25 protein-coding genes are annotated in these 21,362 nt (G+C 71.4%); 13 read left to right on the top strand and 12 right to left on the bottom strand.

Going from position 1 to position 21,362, the window contains the following annotated elements:
• Nucleotides 1-121: 121 nt before the first annotated feature.
• The gene (locus AB0C66_RS22445) at nucleotides 122-1,819 is read right to left on the bottom strand and encodes an MFS transporter (protein ID WP_362441250.1); all 1,698 of its coding nucleotides are present in this window, start codon (nucleotides 1,817-1,819) and stop codon (nucleotides 122-124) included.
• A gap of 331 nt (nucleotides 1,820-2,150) precedes the next feature.
• Between AB0C66_RS22445 and AB0C66_RS22440 the strand changes: the two genes are divergently transcribed.
• Nucleotides 2,151-3,338, top strand: coding sequence for a hypothetical protein (locus tag AB0C66_RS22440; protein ID WP_362441247.1), 1,188 nt, complete (start codon nucleotides 2,151-2,153; stop codon nucleotides 3,336-3,338).
• 311 nt (nucleotides 3,339-3,649) lie between these two features.
• Nucleotides 3,650-4,723 carry a phosphatase PAP2 family protein gene (locus AB0C66_RS22435; protein ID WP_362441244.1) on the top strand — a complete coding sequence of 358 codons (1,074 nt, stop codon included), beginning with the start codon at nucleotides 3,650-3,652 and terminating at the stop codon, nucleotides 4,721-4,723.
• 143 nt (nucleotides 4,724-4,866) lie between these two features.
• Here the strand turns inward: AB0C66_RS22435 and AB0C66_RS22430 are convergent, their stop codons facing one another.
• Entirely contained in the window at nucleotides 4,867-5,082 is a 216-nt protein-coding gene (locus tag AB0C66_RS22430; RefSeq protein WP_362441241.1) for an I78 family peptidase inhibitor, read from the bottom strand.
• Nucleotides 5,083-5,467: 385 nt separating this feature from the next.
• Between AB0C66_RS22430 and gvpO the strand changes: the two genes are divergently transcribed.
• The 9 genes from gvpO to ctaD all read left to right on the top strand — a co-directional run bounded on the left by gvpO (nucleotide 5,468) and on the right by ctaD (nucleotide 10,562).
• The gene (gvpO, locus tag AB0C66_RS22425) at nucleotides 5,468-5,782 is read left to right on the top strand and encodes a gas vesicle protein GvpO (protein ID WP_362441238.1); all 315 of its coding nucleotides are present in this window, start codon (nucleotides 5,468-5,470) and stop codon (nucleotides 5,780-5,782) included.
• Between the two features lie 67 nt (nucleotides 5,783-5,849).
• Nucleotides 5,850-6,308 carry a gas vesicle structural protein GvpA gene (locus AB0C66_RS22420; RefSeq protein ID WP_362441235.1) on the top strand — a complete coding sequence of 153 codons (459 nt, stop codon included), beginning with the start codon at nucleotides 5,850-5,852 and terminating at the stop codon, nucleotides 6,306-6,308.
• On the top strand, nucleotides 6,305-7,024 hold the full coding sequence (locus AB0C66_RS22415) for a GvpL/GvpF family gas vesicle protein (RefSeq protein ID WP_362441232.1): 720 nt from the start codon (nucleotides 6,305-6,307) through the stop codon (nucleotides 7,022-7,024). The genes AB0C66_RS22420 and AB0C66_RS22415 overlap by 4 nt, the downstream gene beginning before the upstream one ends.
• On the top strand, nucleotides 7,024-7,230 hold the full coding sequence (locus tag AB0C66_RS22410; RefSeq protein WP_362441229.1) for a gas vesicle protein GvpG: 207 nt from the start codon (nucleotides 7,024-7,026) through the stop codon (nucleotides 7,228-7,230). The genes AB0C66_RS22415 and AB0C66_RS22410 overlap by 1 nt, the downstream gene beginning before the upstream one ends.
• A 23-nt stretch (nucleotides 7,231-7,253) precedes the next feature.
• Nucleotides 7,254-7,535, top strand: a complete 282-nt coding sequence (locus AB0C66_RS22405) for a gas vesicle protein (protein ID WP_362441226.1) — start codon at nucleotides 7,254-7,256, stop codon at nucleotides 7,533-7,535.
• On the top strand, nucleotides 7,535-8,365 hold the full coding sequence (locus AB0C66_RS22400) for a GvpL/GvpF family gas vesicle protein (RefSeq protein ID WP_362441223.1): 831 nt from the start codon (nucleotides 7,535-7,537) through the stop codon (nucleotides 8,363-8,365). The genes AB0C66_RS22405 and AB0C66_RS22400 overlap by 1 nt, the downstream gene beginning before the upstream one ends.
• A complete protein-coding gene (locus AB0C66_RS22395; protein WP_254744192.1) occupies nucleotides 8,362-8,553 on the top strand; it encodes a gas vesicle protein in 192 nt (63 codons plus the stop codon). Before AB0C66_RS22400 ends, AB0C66_RS22395 begins: the two co-directional genes overlap by 4 nt.
• A complete protein-coding gene (locus tag AB0C66_RS22390) occupies nucleotides 8,550-8,828 on the top strand; it encodes a gas vesicle protein K (RefSeq protein WP_362441220.1) in 279 nt (92 codons plus the stop codon). The genes AB0C66_RS22395 and AB0C66_RS22390 overlap by 4 nt, the downstream gene beginning before the upstream one ends.
• A gap of 51 nt (nucleotides 8,829-8,879) precedes the next feature.
• Nucleotides 8,880-10,562, top strand: coding sequence for a cytochrome c oxidase subunit I (gene ctaD, locus AB0C66_RS22385; protein ID WP_362441217.1), 1,683 nt, complete (start codon nucleotides 8,880-8,882; stop codon nucleotides 10,560-10,562).
• Between the two features lie 13 nt (nucleotides 10,563-10,575).
• Here the strand turns inward: ctaD and AB0C66_RS22380 are convergent, their stop codons facing one another.
• The 3 genes from AB0C66_RS22380 to AB0C66_RS22370 all read right to left on the bottom strand — a co-directional run bounded on the left by AB0C66_RS22380 (nucleotide 10,576) and on the right by AB0C66_RS22370 (nucleotide 13,817).
• Nucleotides 10,576-11,538 carry a YafY family protein gene (locus AB0C66_RS22380; protein ID WP_362441214.1) on the bottom strand — a complete coding sequence of 321 codons (963 nt, stop codon included), beginning with the start codon at nucleotides 11,536-11,538 and terminating at the stop codon, nucleotides 10,576-10,578.
• Nucleotides 11,539-11,652: 114 nt separating this feature from the next.
• Nucleotides 11,653-12,513, bottom strand: a complete 861-nt coding sequence (locus AB0C66_RS22375; protein ID WP_362441211.1) for a hypothetical protein — start codon at nucleotides 12,511-12,513, stop codon at nucleotides 11,653-11,655.
• A gap of 65 nt (nucleotides 12,514-12,578) precedes the next feature.
• Nucleotides 12,579-13,817 (bottom strand): glycosyltransferase family 4 protein, encoded by a 1,239-nt coding sequence (locus tag AB0C66_RS22370; protein WP_362441208.1) that lies wholly within the window; start codon nucleotides 13,815-13,817, stop codon nucleotides 12,579-12,581.
• Between the two features lie 283 nt (nucleotides 13,818-14,100).
• On the opposite strand from AB0C66_RS22370, the gene AB0C66_RS22365 reads away from it, so the two are divergent.
• Both AB0C66_RS22365 and AB0C66_RS22360 read left to right on the top strand, forming a co-directional pair.
• Nucleotides 14,101-15,021, top strand: a complete 921-nt coding sequence (locus AB0C66_RS22365; RefSeq protein ID WP_362441205.1) for a hypothetical protein — start codon at nucleotides 14,101-14,103, stop codon at nucleotides 15,019-15,021.
• 62 nt (nucleotides 15,022-15,083) lie between these two features.
• Nucleotides 15,084-15,485: a hypothetical protein gene (locus tag AB0C66_RS22360; RefSeq protein ID WP_362441202.1), complete on the top strand. Its 402-nt coding sequence runs from the start codon at nucleotides 15,084-15,086 to the stop codon at nucleotides 15,483-15,485.
• 77 nt (nucleotides 15,486-15,562) lie between these two features.
• Here the strand turns inward: AB0C66_RS22360 and der are convergent, their stop codons facing one another.
• The 7 genes from der to AB0C66_RS22325 all read right to left on the bottom strand — a co-directional run bounded on the left by der (nucleotide 15,563) and on the right by AB0C66_RS22325 (nucleotide 21,258).
• Complete coding sequence (der, locus tag AB0C66_RS22355; RefSeq protein ID WP_362441200.1) at nucleotides 15,563-17,026, bottom strand: ribosome biogenesis GTPase Der; 1,464 nt, start codon at nucleotides 17,024-17,026, stop codon at nucleotides 15,563-15,565.
• 58 nt (nucleotides 17,027-17,084) lie between these two features.
• Nucleotides 17,085-17,762: a lysophospholipid acyltransferase family protein gene (locus tag AB0C66_RS22350; protein ID WP_362441197.1), complete on the bottom strand. Its 678-nt coding sequence runs from the start codon at nucleotides 17,760-17,762 to the stop codon at nucleotides 17,085-17,087.
• On the bottom strand, nucleotides 17,759-18,463 hold the full coding sequence (gene cmk, locus AB0C66_RS22345) for a (d)CMP kinase (protein ID WP_362441194.1): 705 nt from the start codon (nucleotides 18,461-18,463) through the stop codon (nucleotides 17,759-17,761). The genes AB0C66_RS22350 and cmk overlap by 4 nt, the downstream gene beginning before the upstream one ends.
• A 121-nt stretch (nucleotides 18,464-18,584) precedes the next feature.
• A complete protein-coding gene (locus tag AB0C66_RS22340) occupies nucleotides 18,585-19,670 on the bottom strand; it encodes a prephenate dehydrogenase (RefSeq protein ID WP_362441191.1) in 1,086 nt (361 codons plus the stop codon).
• Entirely contained in the window at nucleotides 19,667-20,029 is a 363-nt protein-coding gene (gene aroH, locus AB0C66_RS22335; protein ID WP_362441189.1) for a chorismate mutase, read from the bottom strand. Before aroH ends, AB0C66_RS22340 begins: the two co-directional genes overlap by 4 nt.
• A gap of 132 nt (nucleotides 20,030-20,161) precedes the next feature.
• Nucleotides 20,162-20,704 carry a redoxin domain-containing protein gene (locus tag AB0C66_RS22330; protein ID WP_362441186.1) on the bottom strand — a complete coding sequence of 181 codons (543 nt, stop codon included), beginning with the start codon at nucleotides 20,702-20,704 and terminating at the stop codon, nucleotides 20,162-20,164.
• A complete protein-coding gene (locus AB0C66_RS22325) occupies nucleotides 20,704-21,258 on the bottom strand; it encodes a MauE/DoxX family redox-associated membrane protein (protein ID WP_362441183.1) in 555 nt (184 codons plus the stop codon). The genes AB0C66_RS22330 and AB0C66_RS22325 overlap by 1 nt, the downstream gene beginning before the upstream one ends.
• Nucleotides 21,259-21,362 lie beyond the last annotated feature (104 nt).

Raw genomic sequence — 21,362 nt, 5'->3', positions numbered from 1 at the left:
GCCGGGCGCGCGCCCTCGGCCACGACGGCCAGGTGATCATCCGTGTCGGCTCCGACGCTACGGCCGGGTCCCGTCCGCCGTCCAGACCCACTCGGGCCCGTACCGGTGGCTCCGCGCCAGGTCAGCCGGAGGAGTCGGCGCCCACGACGGCCGCGCGGTCGCGGCGGGCCGGGACCTCCGCGGCCTCGATACGGTCCGCGGCGCCCGGAGTGTCCGCGACGGCGCCCGGCGCGGGCACCTCCTCGTCGGCGGGGGCGCACTCCATGGTCTTCGGCAGCCGCAGCGCGGCCAGCGCGCCCATCAGCAGCAGGCCCGCGCTGACCACGAGCGTGACATGCAGTCCGTGGACGAAGGAGGCGCGGGCGGCGGCGCGCAGCGCCTCTCCGGCCGCCCCGCCGATCTCCTGCGAGACGTCGTACGCCGCGCCCAGCGACTGTCCGGCGGCGGTGCTGTCCTGGTGCGACACCCCGGTGACCGAGGAGACGCCGGGCTTGTAGGCCGCGTTCATCACGCTGCCCAGCAGCGCTATGCCGATTCCGGCGCCGAGCTGGTAGGAGGTCTCGCCGATGGCGGCGGCGCCACCGGCCGACTTCGCGGACGCCTCGTTGAGCATGGACTCGTACGCGCCGAAGAGCGTGGTCTCCAGGCCGAAGCCGAGAACGACGAAGGCACCGATGAGCACCCCGGGCCGGTCGGACTGGCCCATGACGGTGAGGGAGAGCACCGCGGCGGCGGTGAGCCCGAAGCCGAGCGCCACCATCGTGCGCGGGCCGAGCCCCTGGAGCATCCGGGACCCCGCGAGCCCCGCGGCCATGGCGGCGAAGGTGAGCGGCAGCAGCCGCAGCCCGGTCTCGAGCGGGGTGAGCCCCAGCACCAGCTGGAGGTACTGGGCGGCTATGAGCTCCAGGCCGACGAGCGCGAGCAGGGCCAGCACGATACAGCCGACCGAGATCGAGAAGGCGGCACGGCCGAAGAGGTTGAGGTCGACCAGCGGATGCGTACGGCGCCGCTGACGGCGGACGAACAGCACCAGCAGCGCGACACCGCCCAGCACCGGGAGGGCGGTGACCGGCTCCAGCAGACCGAAGCCGCCGCCCACCCGCTTCACTCCGAAGACCAGGCAGAACAGTCCGCCGGCCGCCATGACCGCGCCCAGCACATCCCACGGTCCGTGGCGGTCTCCGGTGGACTCCGGGAGCAGCCAGCGGCCCACGGGCAGGGCCACCACCATCAGCGGGATGTTGATCAGGAAGACCGAGCCCCACCAGAAGTGCTCGACCAGGAAGCCGCCGAGCAGCGGGCCGACGGCCGCGCCGACGGCGGCGACCGCGCTCCAGACGCCGATGGCCAGGGCGCGCTCCCGGCGGTCGGGGAAGACCTGGCGCAGGATCGACAGGGTGGCGGGCATGATCATCGCGCCGCCGACGCCCAGCAGGGCGCGGGCCACGATGAGGGTCTGGGGGGTGGTGGCGAAGGCCGCGAGGGCCGAGGCGGCGCCGAAGAGGCCGTAGCCGAGCAGCAGCACCCGGCGTCTGCCGACGCGGTCGCCGAGGGTGCCGAAGAGGATCAGCAGCGACGCGCAGACCAGCGGATAGGCGTCCACGATCCACAGCAGCTCGATCGAGCCGGGGCGCAGGTCCTCGGTGACGGCGGGGACCGCCACGTGGAGCACGGTGGCGTCGACGGCCACCAGCAGCAGGCTGACGCAGAGGACGAGCAGAACGACCCAGCGGTTCGCACCGCCGCCCGCTTCGGTCCCGCGCCATTGCCGGGGAACGCCCGCCGTCCGCTGCTCGCGGCCCGTGGTCGTCCCTGACATGTACGCACCTCCCGTGGTCTTGCGCTCGCGGTCCGCCCGGGAGGGCGGAGACGTCACGTCGTGGGGACGCTTCCGGTGACCCGGTGGCGACGGCGCGAGTGAGTGGTCAGGGTACGCGAGTCGCCGCGCCGACCGTGTGCCGCAGGTCATGTTGCACCTGGGCGAGGAGGCGATTAAGGAGGCGTACGTTCACTCATTCCCCTTTTGTCCCCTCACCTCTCGCACATCCCCCGGTGTCGTGGAGGTGGCGCCGGGATGTCGCTCCGCTGTTCGCCTCACGGTTGTCCACAGGCGCCACGGGCGGTCCGGATCATGCTTGATAATCGTCGCCGTGACAGTTCTCGATCACGCCCCCAGCGTGCCGCGCGGGGACGACGGCCGGCCCGGCCGCCCCCTGCGCGCCGCGCTGCACCGAGCCGCCCCGGCGCTGCTCGCGTATGCGGGGGCGCGCCTGGTCGGGCTGGTGGTGATGGCGGCCTGGGGGGCGGTGGCCGGCAGAAGTCCCCATCAGCTCCTCTCGGCCCGCTGGGACTCCCTCTGGTACTCCCGTATCGCCGAGGAGGGGTACGGCCACACGCTGTACCTGGCGGACGGCACGATCCACTCGGATCTGGCGTTCTTCCCGTTGCTGCCCACGCTGGAACGGGTGATCTCGGCCATATCTCCGCTTGACGCCGCCGACGCGGGGCTGGCGGTGAGCTGCGTCACCTCACTGTTCGCCGCGTGGGGGATCTTCGCGGTCGGCGATCTGCTGTACGGGCGGCGGGTGGGCACCGCGCTGGCGGTGCTCTGGGGAGTGCTGCCGGTCGGCATCGTGCAGTCGATGGCGTACTCCGAGTCCCTCTTCACCGCGCTGGCCGCCTGGGGGATGTACGCGGTGCTCACCCGGCGGTGGCTGGCGGCGGGCGTGCTCGCGGCGCTCGCCGGGCTCACCCGGCCGGTGGGGGCGGCGGTGATCGCCGCGGTGTGGGTCGCCGCGGCCGCGGAGCTGCTGCCCGGGGGGCGGTGGCGGCGGGCCTGGCGCGCCCGGCCCCGGCTGCTCGCCTCGGTGGCGCTGGCTCCGCTGGGCTGGCTCGGCTATGTGCTGTGGGTCGGCTTCGAGACCGGCAGCGCCAGCGGCTATTTCGACGTCCAGAGCGGCTGGGGAAACGGCTTCGACGGGGGCCTCGCCTTCGCGGGCTTCCTCGGCGCCATACTGTCGGGTCCGTCCTACCCCACCGGGCTCGCGCTGCTGACCGGTGTCGCGGCGCTGCTGTGGCTGTACGCCCGCGGGGTGCGGGAGCACCAACCGCCGCCGCTGCTGGCGTACTGCGGCGCGGTGCTGGTGCTGGCGCTGGCCGCGAAGGGCTACTTCGGTTCCAAACCACGGCTGTTGATCCCAGCCTTCCCCCTGCTGCTGCCGCTCGCGCTGGGCCTGGCCCGGCTGCGTACGGCGCGTACGGCAGTGGTCCTGGGCTCGGCGGGGCTGGGCTCCGCGCTCTACGGGGCGTTCTGGCTGCATGGTTCGGGGCCACCGTGATCCGGCCACCCGGCGGCGCCAGTTGGGGCCGGCGCGTCCGGCGGGGCCCCGCCGCGCCGCGGGGCGGCGACGCCCCGGGAAACGGGTGGGAACGGCACGGCCAATCGCCGATAAACGCCGCTGTAAGTAATCCATAAAGGACCTGTTGACGCCGATAGGAAGACCGGGCGCACAAATGTCCCCGGGCCTCGCGGATTACGCCGGAATGGGGCGGCCAAAAGCCGCCGACGAGACGAACTCCACATCACATCGTCATCACAAAGCGACGTGATCGACCGAACCCACCTGTCACGCAATGTAACGTCGATTAGGTGCGTACCGAAGACAAGCTCCCCGAGGCGGAGGAGCGCCCGACCGATCTCGCGCGACCGCGCATGACCCGAACCCGCCGCTGGCTGCTCGGGTCCACCCTGGCGGTCTACGCGGCCACGGTCATCGGCGTGCTCACCACTTCGTGGCTGGTGAAGCTGGACTGGCAGGTCATGCTGTTCCGGCCCTACAAGCAGTGGCCGGAGATCCATACCTTCCTGGACTACTTCGTGGTCATGGGCCAGCGCGGCCCCACCGCCGTGGCGGTCGCCGCCTGGCTGGGATGGTGCTGCCACCGGCAGCGCACCCTGCGCCCGCTGCTGGTGCTCGGCAGCTCACTGCTGCTGCTGAACATCACCGTGGGTGCGGTGAAGCTGGGCTTCGGACGGCTCGGCCCGCACTACGCGACCACCGTCGGCTCCAACGAGATGTGGGGCAACGGCGATATATTTCCTTCCGGTCACACCGCGAACGCCGTGGTCACCTGGGGTGTTCTCGCGTATCTGGCGACCACGCCGGTGGCCCGCAGAGTCGCCTCGCTGATCGCCACGGGGTTCGCCTTCGGCGTCGGCATGACCACCGTCTACCTCGGTACCCACTGGCTGAGCGATGTGGTGCTGGGCTGGGCGGCCGGTGTTCTGGTGCTGCTGGCCCTGCCCTGGCTGGAGCCGGTGATGTACCGCGCCGAGGTGCTGCTGCTGGGCCTGTGGCACCGGTTGCGCCAGCACAGCGGCCGGCCTCCGGTACCGGTCCCCGTCCCCTTCGCGCGCCCGCTTGCCGGGTCCACGCTGGCCACCCCGCGGACCGCCCGCGACGACGAACTGCCGCCGCGTGAGCCGGTGGGCGTGACCGGGTCCGGACGGACCCCCGGCGGCCCCACCGCGCGGGTCGCCGAGCCCCGGCAGCACCACACGGTCCGCCAGCACCAGCACACCCCGCGCTCCGAGCGGACCCCGGTCAGCCCGGCCGGCAGCCGCCGTCCGCCACACGCCGACCGGGTGCCCCGCGCCGCCTCCGGCCCGTACGGCTCCGGCTCCGGCTCGGGCCGCGGGCATACGACGGCCACCGGCGGCTAACCCCCGCCCGGCCGCGGGACGGTACGCACAAGCCCCTCCCCCGCACCGGCGACCGCACCACCAGGACCGCGCACAACGGCCCCGGACGCTCCCAGCAGAGCGTCCGGGGCCGTTGTCGTGGCCCGTGTGCGTCGCGTAAGGGCTCAGCCGTGCCAGCAGCGCCGTACGGCGTCGTCGGCGACCTCGAAGTTGATGCGGCCGACCAGGTACTCCATCGTGATGATCGCGCCCGGCGGCAGCTTCCGCACAGTGGTCCAGCCGCGCTCCCGCGCCCTCTCCTCGGCGGTCGTGGCGTCGAGTCCCAGATAGCTTTCGAGGTCGTCTTCGGGTTCGGCCGGAAGGTTCGGTACAGGTCCCATGACAGCCACCGTAGGCGGCCCCGAACGGGTGGGAAAGCGAGAGCTGGATCACGGTGGGCACCACCTCATCCGCCCCGAGTCCGTCACTCGTCACACTTGTGTCACAGAAAACACGCCCGGGTTTGTCGGCGAGTTTGTCACTCGTCCGGGGTTCATGTTGACGCCCTCCCGGATGACCGATCGTTTTCGTCGATTTCCCGTGCCAAAGGCACCGGTCTGGTATAGGACGCGGGCTCTCCGATCTCTCCGCCGAACAAATGAAACGAGCGACGGAAATACTTCGCCCGGAAGTAGTCGGAGCACACAAATCCACCACAAATCGCCATTCATGAACCGTCAGGTTTACCCGGGTCCGGACGCGGTACCCGCCGCGACCGGAGTGAACATGACTGACTCGACTGACTCACACGATGAGACCCGCGACAAGAAGAAGGCGACCGACGGTATGACCCCGGTGGCGCTCCTGCGCTCTGCCCGTGACCAGCTCGTCGAGCTGACGGGCCTGGTTCCCGAGGCGGTGCCGCGCATGGAGCGGACCGAGGACGGATGGGCGCTGGACGTCGAGGTGGTGGAGCTCGCCCGGGTGCCGGAGACGATGAGTCTGATGGCTCTGTATGAGCTGACTCTCGATCCGGACGGCGTACTCACCGGCTACCGCCGTATCCGCCGCTATGAACGCGGGCGAAGTGACCGCGGCTGACCGTGCGGAGGGCCACCGGCCCACCCGCGCGGGAGCCGACCGGAACCGAGAGAGGAGCACACCCGATATGACGACCGTTGTCCCGGCACAGCAGTCCAGGGGTGGAGGCGGCAGCAGCGGTCTCTACGACGTCCTGGAACTCATCCTCGACCGTGGGCTGGTGATCGACGCGTTCATCCGCGTCTCCCTCGTCGGAATCGAGATACTCAAGATCGACGTCCGGGTCGTGGTGGCCAGTGTGGACACCTATCTGCGCTTCGCCGAGGCGTGCAACCGGCTCGATCTGGAGTCCGGTCCCAATAAGTCCCCCGGTATCCCCGAGATCCTCGACGGCGCCACCGAGGGCGCCGCGCGCAGCAAGACCAAGGGCGCGCTGTCCGGCGCCGGTGAGACGGTCAGCAAGGCGGCCAACACCGTGGCCGAGGCGCTCCGGAGCGATGAGCGCGAGGAGGAGCCGGCCCGCAGCCGCAGCCGCCGTACGAGCACCCGCAAGACGACGTCGAAGAAGGCGGAGGAGGGCGAGTGAGCACCTACGTCTACGGCATCGCGCGGGGTGAGGTGGCCGACCTCGGCGACCGGCTGCACGGTATCGGCGACCCCCCGCTGCCGGTCCGCGCGCTCACCGAGGGCGAGCTGTCCGCGATCGTCAGCGACTGTCCGCCCGAACTCAAGCCCCGGCGCCGTGATCTGCTGGCCCATCAGCATGTGCTGGCCGAGGTGGGCGACGCCCATCCGGTGCTGCCGATGCGCTTCGGCTCGGTGTCGACCAACGACGACGATGTGCGCACGGTCCTGTCCGAGCACGCCGAGCGCTACCACGACCAGCTCTCCCGGCTCGCGGACCGGGTGGAGTACAACGTCAAGGCGGTCCACGAGGAGAACGCCGTACTCCACCAGGTGCTCTCCGAGGAGCCGGAGCTGCGGATGATGGCCGAGGCCAACCGGGCCTCCGGCGGCGGCACCTACGAGGACCGGGTGCGCTTCGGCGAGCTGGTGGCCGCCGCGGTCCGGGCGCGCGAGGCGCGCGACGCCGCGCTGGTGGAGAAGGCCCTGGCCCCGGCGGCCGAGGCGGTGCGTCCCGGTCCGGAGAGCGGCGGCTGGTTCCTGAGCCTGTCCGTACTGCTGGCCAAGGACGGCGCCGCTGCCCTGCTGGAGGCGGTGGCCGAGCTGGAGAAGGCCCATCCGCAGCTGCAACTGCGGGTCAACGGGCCGCTGCCGCCGTACAGCTTCGTCGATTCCTGATGCTGCTGATCGGCTGGGTGCTCCGGCAGCTCCTCACCCAGGCGGAGCGGGAGTACTACAACCCCGCCAACATCCAGGGCGAGTTGATCGCGCTGGAGAGCCAGCTGGAGGAGGGGCTGATCGACGAGGAAGAGTTCGAGCGGCGGGAGGACGTGCTGCTCGACCGGATGGAGGAGGCACGCCGATGGGTGAACGGGACCCCATGACCACGACCGCCTACGGTTCCCCCATGGCGTCCCGCTCCCCCTCCCCGGGCGGGCTGGCCGCCCGGGGCGAGAGCGGGGCCAACCTGGCCGACATCCTGGAGCGGGTGCTCGACAAGGGAATCGTCATCGCAGGCGATATCCGTATCAATCTGCTCGACATCGAACTGCTCACGATCAAACTGCGGCTGATCGTGGCCTCCGTCGACAAGGCCAAGGAAATGGGCATCGACTGGTGGGAGCACGACCCCTCGCTCTCGTCACGTGCCCGCGGCCGGGACGAGCTGGAAGGGCGGGAAGAGGGCTGATGACCGAACCACTCGGGGCGGACGGACAGCGGTACGACGGGCTCGAGTACGCGTACGCCGTGGTCCGGGACACCGGCACGCTGGACACGGCCCTGGCGGGCGTCCCCGGGGTGGCGGGCGAACCGGTGCGCGCCGTCGTCCATCTCGGTCTCGCCGTGGTGGCGGGCCCGGTTCCGGCCGGGGAGTTCGACGAAGGGCCGCTGAAGGAGCGGCTGGAGAAGCTGGAGTGGCTGGAGCGGATCGCCCGCGCCCATGCCCGGGTGGTGGACGCCGCCGGTGCGGACACCGCTGTGGTGCCGGTCCGGCTGGCCACCGTCTGCCGCGGCGAGGAGGGGCTGCGGCGGATGCTCGAGAGCGGGCGGGACCGGTTCACCGAGGCGCTGGACCGGCTGGACGGCCGGGTCGAATGGGGCGTCAAGGTGTACGCCGCGGCGCCGCCGCCCGCGGAACCGGCCGCGTCACCCACCGCCGCCGCCTCCGGCCGCGACTATCTGCGCAGGCGCCGGGCCGAGCGGCAGGCGTCGGAGGAGCGCTGGGGACGGAGCGAGGACGGGGCGCGGCAGGTGCACGACGCCCTGTGCGGCCACGCCGAACAGGCCCGGCTGCATCCTCCGCAGGACGCCCGGATCTCCGGTGAGGCGGACCGCAATGTGCTCAACGCCGCCTATCTGGTGCCGCGTGCGGACGGCCCCGCGTTCGCCGAGCGGGTGGAGGAGCTGGCCCGGCGCTCGGCGGGGGTGCGTCTGGAGCTGACCGGGCCCTGGGTGCCGTACTCCTTCGTCGCCCCGTTCAGCGAGGACGACAGCGTGCGGGGGCGGTCCGGCGGATGACCACAAGCCCCCTGGCCCACCGGGAGATCGCGCTGGTGGACCTGTTGGACCGGCTGCTCGCGGGCGGTGTGGTGATCACCGGTGATCTCACCCTGCGGATCGCCGACGTCGATCTCGTCCGGATCGATCTGCGCGCGCTCATCAGCTCGGTCAACGAGAACGTGCCGTCCCCCTGGGAGGAACCGTGAGCCGGAAGGTGGAGCTGGACCAGGACACCGTCGAGCGCGATCTGATGAAGCTGGTGCTGACCGTCGTGGAGCTGTTGCGCCAGCTCATGGAGCGGCAGGCGCTGCGCCGCGTCGACCAGGGTGATCTGACGGAGGACCAGGAGGAGCGGATCGGTCTGACGCTGATGCTGCTGGACGACCGGATGAGCGGGCTGTGCGAGCGCTACGGCATCGCGCCGTCGGACCTCAATCTGGACCTTGGGCCACTCGGTCCGCTGTTGCCCCCGAGGGAGTGACGCTCGGCAGACCTCCGCGGATCGGGGCGTCCACCGGGTGATCATGGCGGCATGACGACGGACACCACACCCGCCACGACCGGCGGGGTGTGGCTGCCGCGGCGGGGCCGGGTGGTCGTGGACTGGCTCACCACCACCGACCACAAGAAGATCGGCCACCTCTATCTGATCACCTCCTTCGGCTTCTTCCTGATCGGCGGGGTGCTGGCCCTGGTGATGCGGGCCGAGCTGGCCCGGCCGGGGATCCAGCTGGTCTCCCAGGAGGCGTACAACCAGGCGTTCACCCTGCACGGCACGATCATGCTGCTGCTGTTCGCCACCCCCGCGTTCGCGGGATTCGCCAACGAGATCATGCCGTTGCAGATCGGTTCGCCGGATGTGGCCTTCCCCCGGCTCAACATGCTCTCGTACTGGCTGTACCTGTTCGGCGCGCTGATCGTGGTGTGCGGTCTGCTGGTGCCCGGCGGCGGCGCCGACTTCGGCTGGACCGCCTACGCCCCGCTCAACAGCGCGGTGCGCTCCCCCGGTGTGGGCGCCGATATGTGGATCATGGGGCTGGCGCTGACGGGCTTCGGCACGATCCTGGGCGCGGTCAACTTCCTGACCACCATCATGGTGCTGCGCGCCCCGGGGATGACGATGTTCCGGCTGCCCGTCTTCACCTGGAACACCCTCTTCACCTCGATCATGATCCTGATGGCGTTCCCGGTGCTGGCGGCGGCGCTGCTGGCGCTGGAGGCGGACCGGCGGTTCGGGGCGGTGGTCTTCGACGCCCGGTTCGGCGGGGCGTTGCTCTGGCAGCATCTGTTCTGGTTCTTCGGCCATCCCGAGGTCTACATCATCGCGCTGCCGTTCTTCGGCATCATCAGCGAGATCATCCCGGTCTTCTCCCGCAAACCGATCTTCGGCTATCTCACGCTGATCGGCGCGACGATGGCCATCACCGGGCTGTCGATGGTGGTCTGGGCGCACCATATGTTCGCCACCGGCGCGGTGCTGCTGCCGTTCTTCTCGTTGATGTCGTTCCTGATCGCGGTGCCGACCGGGGTGAAGTTCTTCAACTGGATCGGCACCATGCTGAACGGCTCACTGTCCTTCGAGGCGCCGATGCTGTGGGCCGTCGGCTTCCTGGTGAGCTTTCTGTTCGGCGGGCTGACGGGGGTGATCCTGGCCTCGCCCCCGCTGGACTTCGAGGTCACCGACAGCTATTTCGTCGTCGCCCACTTCCACTACGTGGTGTTCGGCACGGTCGTCTTCGCGACCTTCGCGGGCTTCTACTTCTGGTGGCCGAAGTTCACCGGGAAGCTGCTGGACGAACGGCTGGCGCGGATCCACTTCTGGACGCTCTTCGTGGGCTTCCACACCACCTTCCTGGTCCAGCACTGGCTGGGCGTCGAGGGGATGCCGCGGCGCTACGCCGACTATCTGGCGGCGGACGGCTTCACGGCGCTCAACACCGTCTCCACGATCGGGGCGTTCCTGCTGGGCCTGTCCACCCTGCCGTTCCTGTACAACATCTGGCGTACGGCCGTGTACGGGAAGCGGGTCGAGGTGGACGACCCCTGGGGGTTCGGCCGCTCGCTGGAGTGGGCGACCTCCTGTCCGCCGCCCCGGCACAACTTCACGACGCTGCCGAGGATCCGCACCGAGTCCCCCGCCTTCGATCTCCACCATCCGGAGGTGGCGCGGGCGGCCCAGGATGAGGACCAGCAGCTGAAGCCGCGCGGCGGGTGACCGGGAGCGCGGATCAGTCCAGGGCCCGGTCCAGCCGGTCCCGGATCAGCCGGATGTGGTCGTTCAGCTCGGCGGGCTCGCGCACCTCGAAGTCGAAGCCCATCAGCATGATGTGGACCACCATCACATCGAGGCCATGGGCGCCGGTGTGCAGCAGACAGCTGTACTCGTCGACCGCCTCCAGCACCCCGGCCGAGGGCGAGACGCGGGCGGCCGCCCGCTCGAGGGGGACCTTCAGCAGCACGGTGGCCCTCTCCGCGTAGACGGCGGTGGACACCCCGCGGGAGACATAGCCGGCCAGGTCGTCGGCGGGCGGACGGCGCGGGGCGACCCGGGCGCCGTGCGGCGGGGTCGGGGTGATCCGGTCGACCCGGTAGGTGCGCCAGTCCGCCCGGTCCACGTCCCAGGCGACCAGATACCAGCGGCGCTGGGCGCAGACCAGCCGGTGGGGCTCGGCGGTGCGGCGGCTGACGGTGCCCCCGTGGTCGCGGTAGGCGAAGCGCAGGATATGGGAGTCGCGGCAGGCGTTGGCCAGTTCGGTCAGCACCTCCGGGTCCACACCGGGCCCGGGGATCCCGCCGGTCATCGTCACGGTGAAGGAGCTCAGGGCGCCGACCCGGCGGCGCAGCCGGTCCGGCAGCACCTGCTCCAGTTTGGCCAGGGCGCGGACCGAGGTCTCCTCGATGCCCTCGACACCGCCGCCCGCCGCCGCCTGACGCAGCCCGACGGCGACGGCCACCGCCTCGTCGTCGTCGAGCAGCAGCGGGGGCAACTGGGCGCCCGCGCCCAGCTGGTAGCCGCCCGCCGTACCGGGTGCGGAGTGCACGGGGTAGCCGAGTTCGCGCAGCCGGTCGACGTCGCGGCGTACGGTGCGCGGGGTCACCCCGAGCCGGTCGGCGAGGTCGGCGCCGGACCATTCACGGTGGGCCTGCAACAGGGAGAGCAGACGCAGCAGACGTGCCGAGGTCTCCAACATGGATCCGAGTCTGCCAGCCCTTGCGGACGGCCACTGTCCTCATCTCCGCGAGGTCTTGGCGCACCGCCGGGGCGGGCCGGTACGGGGCGGCCCCGCGCGGGGCCGCCCCACCGGTCACTCGGACCTCTCGACCCGGACCGCCAGATCGTTGTCCCGGGTGTAGTACGGACGCACTCGCGCCCGGCCGTGCGGTGCGATCACCTCCGTGGACGGATAGGTGAAGATCTCCTTCTTGTCCGGGATATCGTCCAGGATGCGGGCCAGCCGCGCGGTCGGCTCCGCCGCGTCCGCCGGGCGCAGCCTCAGATCCCAGAGCTCCGTACCGCCGTCCCAGTCCCCGGCCAGCTCGGCGAAGGGCAGGGTGCAGAAGAACTCCGCGCCGTCCGCGGTGACCGGCACGGTGCGCACCCGGGCGGTGTCCCGGCGGCAGCGCGCCTCCAGGACCGCCCCGGCCAGCCACTGCGCGGGGTGGCGGACACGGTGGAGCTGCCCGTGGACGGCCATCGCGCCGTCCTCCAGCCGGATCTCCCCGGCCTCGGCGTGCGGTGCCCGCCGCCAGCTGCGCAGCGAGAGATTGCCGTGCTTGGTGGTGTACGGGATGCGCACGGACAGCGGGGAGGTGCTCGGGCCCGGTCTGCGGTCGACCAGCGAGCGCAGATCGTTCAGCCCCGGCGCCAGCCGCCGCGGTTCGCTCTCCCCGTAGGCGACGTGCACGTCCCAGCGGCCCTCGGGCAGGGCTACGGTGCTCGGCAGCGCGGCCCGGAGCCGCCCGTCGCCGGTCGGGCCGAGCGGCAGCCGGACCTCGCCGTCGTCGTGGTCCGCCGCGCCCCGGCGGATCAGCACCAGGGCGCCGCTCCAGTCGTCGTAGCTGCCGGGCCGGGGCGGGACCCAGTCGGAGATCTGGAAGGTGAGCCCACCGGCGGAATCCGCCACGCAGTCGGCACGGGTGGGGGCGGCCTCTCCGGTCTCGTTCATGCTGTCCTCCTGGGTTCGCTCCGCCGCCCCCGCCGACGTCATGGACACACCTCCGCTCAGCGCACTCATGCCAGCCGCACCTTCCGCAGCGAGTCCGTGGTCGCCAGCGCGCCGCTGAGCAGACTGCCGCGGGCACGGTGGAGGGTGCCTCGCAGTCCGCTGCGCGCCACCAGGTCGGCGAAGAGGGACTCGTAGCGCCCGGCCACCCGGGAGGGGTCGAACCGGGCCGAGTCCTTCAGCGCCGCCTGCCCCATCTGCTGCCGCAGTTCATCGTTGTTGATCAGGTCGAGCAGCGCCCCGGCCACGGCGTCGGCGTCGCCGGTGGGCACCAGACGGCCGTCCACCCCGTTGTCGATGATCTCGGCCGGGCCGTGCGGGCAGTCGGTGGAGACCACCGGCAGCCCACAGCGCATCGCCTCGACGATGGTCATGCCGAACGACTCCAGGCTGGAGGTGACGGCCGCGATGGAGCCCTTGGCCCACTCGGGGTCCAGCGGGTTGGCCGGGCCCATCAGGAACACATGGTTGTACAGGCCGAGTTCATCGATCAGCGCGCGTAGCGTGTCGTGCTGGGCGCCGCCACCGTAGATCCGCAGCCGCCAGTCCGGACGGGCCGCGCTCACCTTGGCGAACGCGCGGATCAGCAGGTCGTACCGTTTCACCGGGGCCAGCCGGCCGGCCGCGACAACCCACTTGCCGGTGCCGTCGGCGGGCTCCAGACCGGGCTCGGGCACGCTGTTGGGCACCGCCTCGATCCGCACCCCCGGCAGCCGCATCTGGCCGCGGTAGGTCCGGGCGTCGGCCTCGGTGACGGTGGTGACCGCGTCCAGCCGCGGATAGACACCGCGCAGCGCCCGCTTCAGCCCCCGGGAGTGGGTGCTGAGCGTCAGATGCTCCTGGCCGACGCGCATCGGACCGCGGCGGGCGTCGCGCGCGATATGCACATTGAGGCCGGGCCGGGTCCCGACGACGATATCGGCCTCGAGCCCCCTGAGGTGTTCGCCGATCCGGCGGTCGGTGAGCTCGCTGTACTGCTTGTAACGGCCCTCGTCGGTGGGGAAGACCTTGGCGGGGCGGGCGTGGTCAGGGTCCGCTCCGTCGTAGGTGGGACTTCCCTTGCGGATGTCCACGAGATGGCTGAGCCGTACGTGCGGCCCGGGATCGAAGATCGGCTGATCACGGTGGCGGAACACCGAGACGATCTCCACATCGTGCTGTTCGCCCAGCGTGCGGGCGAGGTTGTACGTGGTCCGGATCGTCCCGCCGATCCCGTACGCATTGTGAATCAGGAATGATATGTGCATCCGTCCCCGTCGTCCCCGTATCCGACTGGTTCCCCGCGGACTGGTCAGTCGTCCGCCTACTGAGAGGTGAGACCGGCCCCAGGGGTGACGGGTTGGCCCTCATCACCACTTTGTTCCATAACAGATGTGAAATCGGTAGCGAACTGAGGGAACTCCGAGGGGATCTGACGCATCCGAGCCCCCGGGGACGGCCCGGGCGGCGTGACCCCCGCCGTGGATGGCCCGTTGTTCTCCATATGAGCCGGGAGACACCCGGCACAGGACCGATACCGAGGAGCCACCCGTGCCGCGCATGCTCGACGTCAGCGATGACGTACGCGCCGAAATCGGCGATGAAGAAGCCGACCGGCTGCTCACCGGTGACAACGCCCCGGGCGCCTACGACTGCACCTCCTGCCGCACCCCGGGCAACACCCAGCAGGAGCGCACCAGCACCGTGCTCTTCGTCGGGCAGGAGACGGCCGTACTCGCCTTCGCGCATGCCACCTGTGTTCCGTCCCAGGTGGTGCCGGTCTCCGAGGAGCAGTTGCGCGGCGCGGTGCGCTCCATCACCGGGGAGGACACGGCCGATCCGCTCGCGGAGCCCGCGCCGCGGGCCGCGGCCGCCGTCCCGTCCGGCTACGCCGCCCCCTCGGGGTATGCCGCCCCGTCCGGCTACGCCGAGGCGCCACAGCCCCGGGCCCAGGCCCAGGCCGTCCGGCCGCCCGCACAGCCGCAGGAGCGCGCGCAGACGGCGCAGGCCGTCCTCGGGGTCACCAGCGGGGTGGTGCTGGTCGGCGCGGAGGCGCGGCCCGCGCTGGTGGTCGAACCGACGGCGCCGATCAACCGGCCGGGTTCGCAGCAGGTCGATGACTTCCTGTCACTCCTGACCGAGCAGGGCTTCCTGCCGGTCGTCGATCTGAACCGGCCGCCCGGCCCCAACCACGGCTGGTCGGTGCTGATCGCCATGGGCCAGCTGCACGCGGTGCTGATGCCGTCGGCGAACGGCGGCGCCCCGGTGGCCTGGTGGCAGGCGCACCGTCCGATGCCGCTCAGCGAGGGCTGGCGCAACGCGGTCAACCGCTCCCAGCAGGTGATGCTCTACGCCGCACCGGCGGGCACCATCGGCACCCAGCCGCGCGAGGACCAGCTGCGCACGGCGCTGGACCGGGCCGCCGCGAGCGGTGCGCTGGTCGGCGCCTCGATGCCGCTCGCGGGCACCTGACGCCGATGACCTCCGCCGTTCCCGGCCCCGATCATCCGCCACGGGATGCCCATTCGCCATCGATGCCGCATCCGACGGGCGGCCGGGTCGTTGGCACATACGTGCACGCATACGACCTCCCCTATCGTTCCCCCTCATACGGCTACATTCCGGCAATGCGCCCCGCGCTGGAGGCATCGGCCGACCCCTGGCGCCACTCCGCCACGCCGATCTACGACGCGCTCTACGCGGAGTACCGGAGGCTGTTCCGGGCGCTGCCCGGTGACCGTTCGGACGAGGAGGACCTGGAGTTCGTCGCGTTCAGCGCCATCGGCCACACCGGTCAGCCCCGCGGACTGACCATCGGCGGCCAGGGCCGGGCGGGCGGCCACAGCGGCTCGTGGGACACCGGCGGCCCGTACTACCGCGGCTACCTCCCCGCCCTGCCGCCGGGTCAGCGCGACGGGCGGGGGCACGACTACTGAACCGGCCCCGCTGAACGGGTGCCGGGGGTGCGCCCACCCCCGCGCGCCCGCTGCCCCTCGCTCCGTCCCGCGGCCGGCTACTTCTTGCGGCCGCGCTTCTCGCGCACCCGCACCGAGATCTGGATCGGCGTCCCGTCGAAGCCGAACTCCTCGCGCAGCCGCCGCTCGACGAAGCGGCGGTAGCCCGCCTCCAGGAAGCCCGAGGCGAACAGCACGAACCGCGGCGGCCGGGTCCCGGCCTGCGTCCCGAAGAGGATGCGGGGCTGCTTACCGCCGCGGATCGGGTGCGGGTGGGAGGCGACGATCTCGCCCAGGAAGGCGTTCAGCCGCCCGGTGGGGACCCGGGTCTCCCAGCCCGCCAGCGCCGTCTCGATCGCCGGGACGAGCTTCTCCATATGACGGCCGGTGCGCGCGGAGACATTGACCCGGGGCGCCCACTGGATCTGCGCGAGCTCGGTCTCGATCTCCCGCTCGAGGTAGTAGCGGCGCTCCTCGTCGAGGGTGTCCCACTTGTTGTAGGCGATCACCATCGCGCGTCCGGCCTCGACCGCCATCGAGATGATCCGCTGGTCCTGGACGCTGATCGACTCGCTGGTGTCGATCAGGATGACCGCGACCTCGGCCTTCTCCACGGCGGCCGCGGTGCGCAGCGAGGCGTAGTAGTCGGCGCCCTCCTGGAGGTGGACCCGTCGGCGGATACCGGCGGTGTCCACGAACTTCCAGGTCACACCGCCGAGTTCGATCAGCTCGTCGACCGGGTCGCGGGTGGTGCCCGCCACCTCGTTGACGACCACCCGCTCCTCGCCCGCGACCTTGTTCAGCAGCGAGGACTTGCCCACGTTGGGACGGCCGATGAGGGCGATCCGGCGCGGTCCGCCGACGGTCGCCCCGAAGGTCTGGGCCGGGGCCTCGGGCAGCGCCTCGAGCACCGCGTCCAGCATGTCGCCGGTGCCACGGCCGTGCAGCGCCGAGACCGGATGGGGCTCACCGAGGCCGAGCGACCACAGCATGGCGGCGTCCGCCTCGGCGCTGGGCCCGTCGACCTTGTTGGCACACAGCACCACGGGCTTGCCCGCCCGGCGCAGCAGCTTGACCACGGCCTCGTCGGTGTCGGTGGCGCCGACCGTGGCGTCCACCACGAAGACCACCGCGTCGGCGGCCTCGATCGCGAACTCGGCCTGCGCGGCCACGGACGCGTCGATACCGAGTACGTCCTGCTCCCAGCCGCCGGTGTCGACCACCTTGAAGCGGCGGCCGGACCACTCGGCCTCGTAGGTGACCCGGTCCCGGGTGACGCCCGGCTTGTCCTCGACCACCGCCTCACGGCGGCCGATGACCCGGTTCACCAGAGTCGACTTGCCGACATTGGGGCGGCCGACGACCGCCAGGACGGGCAGCGGACCGTGTCCGGCCGCGGCGAGGTCGCCCTCGACCTGCTCGAGGTCGAAACCCTCCTCCGCGGCGAGCTCCATGAACTCCGTGTACTCGGCGTCGCCAAGCTCTCCGTGCTCGTCGCCGCCACTGTGGATCTGGTCGTTCATGAAGTTACGTTCCTCGTCGTCCCTCAGGCCACGCGCCCGTTGTGCGGGCTCGCGGGTCTCATGTCTCGTCGCGGCGGCCGGTGAGCCGCCTGGCGTTCCCCAGGTGCGCGCCCAGGCGCTTCTGGATGCGCGTGGTCGCCTCGTCCAGAGCCGCCCGGGTCCGTCGGCCGCTGCCGTCGCCCGCCTCGAACGGGTCACCGAAGACCACGTCGATCCGGCTGCGCAGCCGCGGCAGCGGCCTGAGCTCGCCGTCGCCGTTGCGCTGCTCGCCGGAGCCGAGCACGGCCACCGGCACGATCGGCGCGCCGGAGCGGACGGCGAAGTACGCGAGCCCCGCGCGCAGCGAGGCGAAGTCTCCCTGGCCCCGGGTGCCCTCGGGGAAGATCCCCAGCACCCCGCCGCGCTCCAGCACGCCCAGGGCGTCGGTGATCGCCGTCCGGTCGGTGGTCGTACGGTCCACCTTCAGCTGCCCGATGCCGCGCAGGAACGGGTCCAGCGGACCGATGAACGCCTCTTTCTTGATCAGGAAGTGCACCGGCCGGGGCGCGGTGCCCATCAGCATCGGGCCGTCGATGTTATGGGTGTGGTTCACCGCGAGGATCAGCGGCCCGGCGGACGGCACCCGCCAGGCGCCCAGCACCCGCGGCCGCCAGAGGCCGTACATCAGCCCGATGCCGATCCGGCGTCCCACCGCGGCTCCGGCCGCGCTCGGCAGTGTGTCGGCGGGTCCGGTCACACGCCCGTCCGCTTCTCCTCGACGAGGGTGACCACGCACTCGATGACCTGGTCGAGGGTGAGCTCGGTGGTGTCCACCTCGATGGCGTCATCGGCCTTGGCCAGCGGCGAGGTCTTCCGGCCGGAGTCCAGGGCGTCCCGCTTGGCGAGCGCCGCCTGGGTGGCGGCCAGGTCGGCCGCCTCCTTGCCCTTGAGCTCACCGCTGCGGCGAGCCGCCCGGGCCTCGGCGGACGCGGTCAGGAAGATCTTGACGTCGGCGTCGGGCAGCACCGTGGTGCCGATGTCCCGGCCCTCGACGACGATGCCGCGCGGGGCCTCGGCGGCGATGGTCCGCTGGAGCTCGGTGATCCGGGTCCGCACCTCGGGGACCGCGCTGACCGCGCTCACCCGGGAGGTGACCTCCTGGGTACGGATCGGCCCGGCGACATCGACGCCGTCGACGGAGATGGCCGGGGCGGCCGGGTCGGTACCGGAGACGATCACCGGCTTGGCCGCGGCGTCGGCCACGGCCACGGCGTCGTCGATGTCGATGCCGTTGTTCACCATCCACCAGGTGATCGCCCGGTACTGGGCGCCGGTGTCCAGGTAGCCGAGGCCCAGCTTGGCGGCGACGGCCTTGGAGGTGCTGGACTTGCCCGTGCCAGCGGGGCCGTCGATCGCGACAATCACTGCTGCCGGGGCGGTCCGGGCGGCGGTTTCCACGGTGACTGACACCTTTCGTGTGCACGGGGCGGGTTCGACGGGACTCACGGAGCCTCGGACAAGGTTACTTGCTCACACCGCCGCCCTCGTACCGCCGGGCAAGGCGGCTGCGGCGGGCGGGTCACTGCCGGATGGACCAGCCCCGCTCGCGGAGCGCCGCGGTGAGCCCGGGGGCCGCCGAGGGCTCGACCATCAGCTGGATCAGACCCGCCTGCTGCCCGGTGGCGTGCTCGATCCGGACGTCCTCGATGTTGACGCCCGCCCGGCCCGCGTCGGCGAAGATCCGGGCCAGCTCGCCCGGCTGGTCGCCGATGAGCACCGTCACCGTCTCGTAGACGGCCGAGGCGGCGCCGTGCTTACCGGGCACCCGCTCGCGTCCGGCGTTGCCGCGGCGCAGTACGTCCTCGATCCCGGAGGCGCCGTCGCCGCGCTTGGCGTCGTCGGCGGACTGGAGGCCGCGCAGCGCCCGTACCGTCTCCTCGAGGTCCGCGGCCACCGCCGCGAGCACATCGGCGACCGGGCCGGGGTTGGCGGACAGGATGTCGATCCACATCGCCGGGTCGGAGGCGGCGATCCGGGTCACATCCCGGATCCCCTGTCCGCACAGCCGGACCGCGGTCTCGTCGGCGTCCTTCAGCCGCGCGGCGACCATGCTCGACAGCAGATGCGGGGTGTGCGAGACCAGCGCCACCGCGCGGTCATGGGCATCGGCGTCCATCACCACGGGCACCGCCCGGCACAGCGCCACCAGCTCCAGGGCGAGGTTGAGCACCTCGGTGTCGGTGTCCTGGCCGGGGGTGAGCACCCACGGCCGCCCCTCGAAGAGATCGGCGGTGGCGGCCAGCGGCCCGGAGCGCTCCCGGCCGGACATCGGATGGGTGCCGATGTAGCGGGTGAGATCGACGCCCAGGGCTTCCAGCTCCCGGCGCGGCCCGCCCTTGACGCTGGCCACGTCCAGCGCGGCGCGGGCGACCCCGCGGCGCAGCACATCGGCGACCGTCCGCGCCACATACGCGGGCGGTACGGCGACGATCGCCAGGTCCACCGGGCCCTCGGGCTCCTCCTGCGTACCGGCGCCGAGCGCCGCGGCGGTACGGGCCTGGTCCGCGTCATGGTCGGCGAGGTGGACGTGGACCCCGCGTCCGGCCAGGGCGAGCGCGGCGGAGGTGCCGATCAGGCCGGTGCCGATGACGAGTGCGGTTCTCATTGGGCGATGTCCTTGCGGAGGGCGGCCGCGGCGCCGAGGTAGACATGGGCGACCTCGGGCTTGGGCAGGTCCGTCTCGACATGCGCCAGGATGCGGACGACCCGCGGCATGGCGCCTTCGATATCCAGCTCCTGGGCGCAGATCAGCGGCACATCGGTGATGCCCAGCTTGCGTGCCGCGACCGCGGGGAAGTCGCTGTGCAGATCGGGTGTGGCGGTGAACCACACACTGATCAGGTCGTCCGGCACCAGCGCGTTGCGCTCCAGGATGGCGGTCAGCAGCTCCGAGACCTGCTGCCGCATATGGCCGGACTCGTCCCGCTCCAGCTGGACCGCCCCGCGGACCGCTCGTACCGCCACGTCTGTACTCCCCTGCGCGCTCCGGTTCCGCCTTCCCGATCAGCGTAACGAGTCGGCCGGATACCCCGCGGACGCGCCCGCCCCGCGAGACGCGGGACGGGCGCGTGCCCCCGGCGGATGACGGCGCCGGACTCAGCCGACCGGCACCGGCGCCGGGGCCGGCAATTCCTTCGGCTTGATATTGCTGGCGGTCAATGTTCCCGTCCCGTCGACGATTCCGAAGACCGGATACCCCTCCACCTTGAACGCCTTTTCGGTGGGCCCCTCGTCGGCGTCCTCGATCACCACATGCGCGATCCCGTGGAGCGGCTCCGCCAGCTTCCGCGCGTCCTCCGTATCGCCGTGGATAAAGGCGACGACCGTCCGGCCCAGGGCTCGGTGACGCCCGGCGATCTCCACGAAATTCGGGAGCTGCTCCTTGCACGCGGAACAATGCGGGGAGACGAATCCGATGAGCGCGTCGCGCAGTGTCTCCCGGGATATCGTCTCACCGTCGATGGTCTCCGCCTCGAACTCCGGCATGGCCGAGCCGTTCGGAATCATCAGTCCCGGATTGTCCCCCGCGAACGTATCGCTCTGCCCGGCTCGCAGTTTCCGGATGACTCCGAAGGTGAGCAGCAGGTTCAGCAGGCACAGCACCGCCAGAACGACGACGGCGGCGATCAGAAACGGCATCAGTTCTCCTGGTGGGGGACATGCGCCGCGAACACCGCGGCGAGTTCGTCAGTGGCGATGACCAGCAGGACGCCCACCAGCGCGGCGAACGCGGCGACGGCGATCCCGCCCGCATGCGACGGGAATTCGGGGGCACCGCCCAGCACGGCGGCGACACCCGTGCCGGCCACCGCGAGCAAGGCGACGTTCCGCACCACGTGCTGACGGCCTATCGGAGCGGTGGAGGATCCGAAGCAGGCGCAGGACGTGGTCTTCTTCCGCCGCAGCGCGTTCGCCATCGCCACCGTGAAAACGATGAGCATCGCTCCCCCGAGCGCGAGGCCGGCCAGCCCGCCCGGCGGGACCACGAGCAACAGCGGAATCAAGCCTTCGGCCGCCACCACGGCGAGGGCGACCGGTCGCCGAAAACGGACCGGTGCGCCCATTTCCTGGGCGGCGGTTTCGAACTCCCGGAAGGCGGCCCGTCCGCGCAACTTGCTCACAGCGGAGACCACGAAGACCCCGCCGATCAGAAAGCGGCAGGCCAGCAGGGCATAGCCCATCGAATCCCCCATGTGCTGCTCGACGACCGACGGCACTGTAACCCCGAAGGGATGTTCTAGGGAATCACCGCAAGATCGAAAAATAGGGAACTCTGCATTCCGGAAGTGCCAGCGAG

The organism is Streptomyces sp. NPDC048636 (assembly GCF_040650655.1).
Lineage (GTDB): Bacteria > Actinomycetota > Actinomycetes > Streptomycetales > Streptomycetaceae > Streptomyces.
Note: the sequence above shows the minus strand (reverse complement) of the source record. Positions and strands in the feature narration are given on the sequence as shown.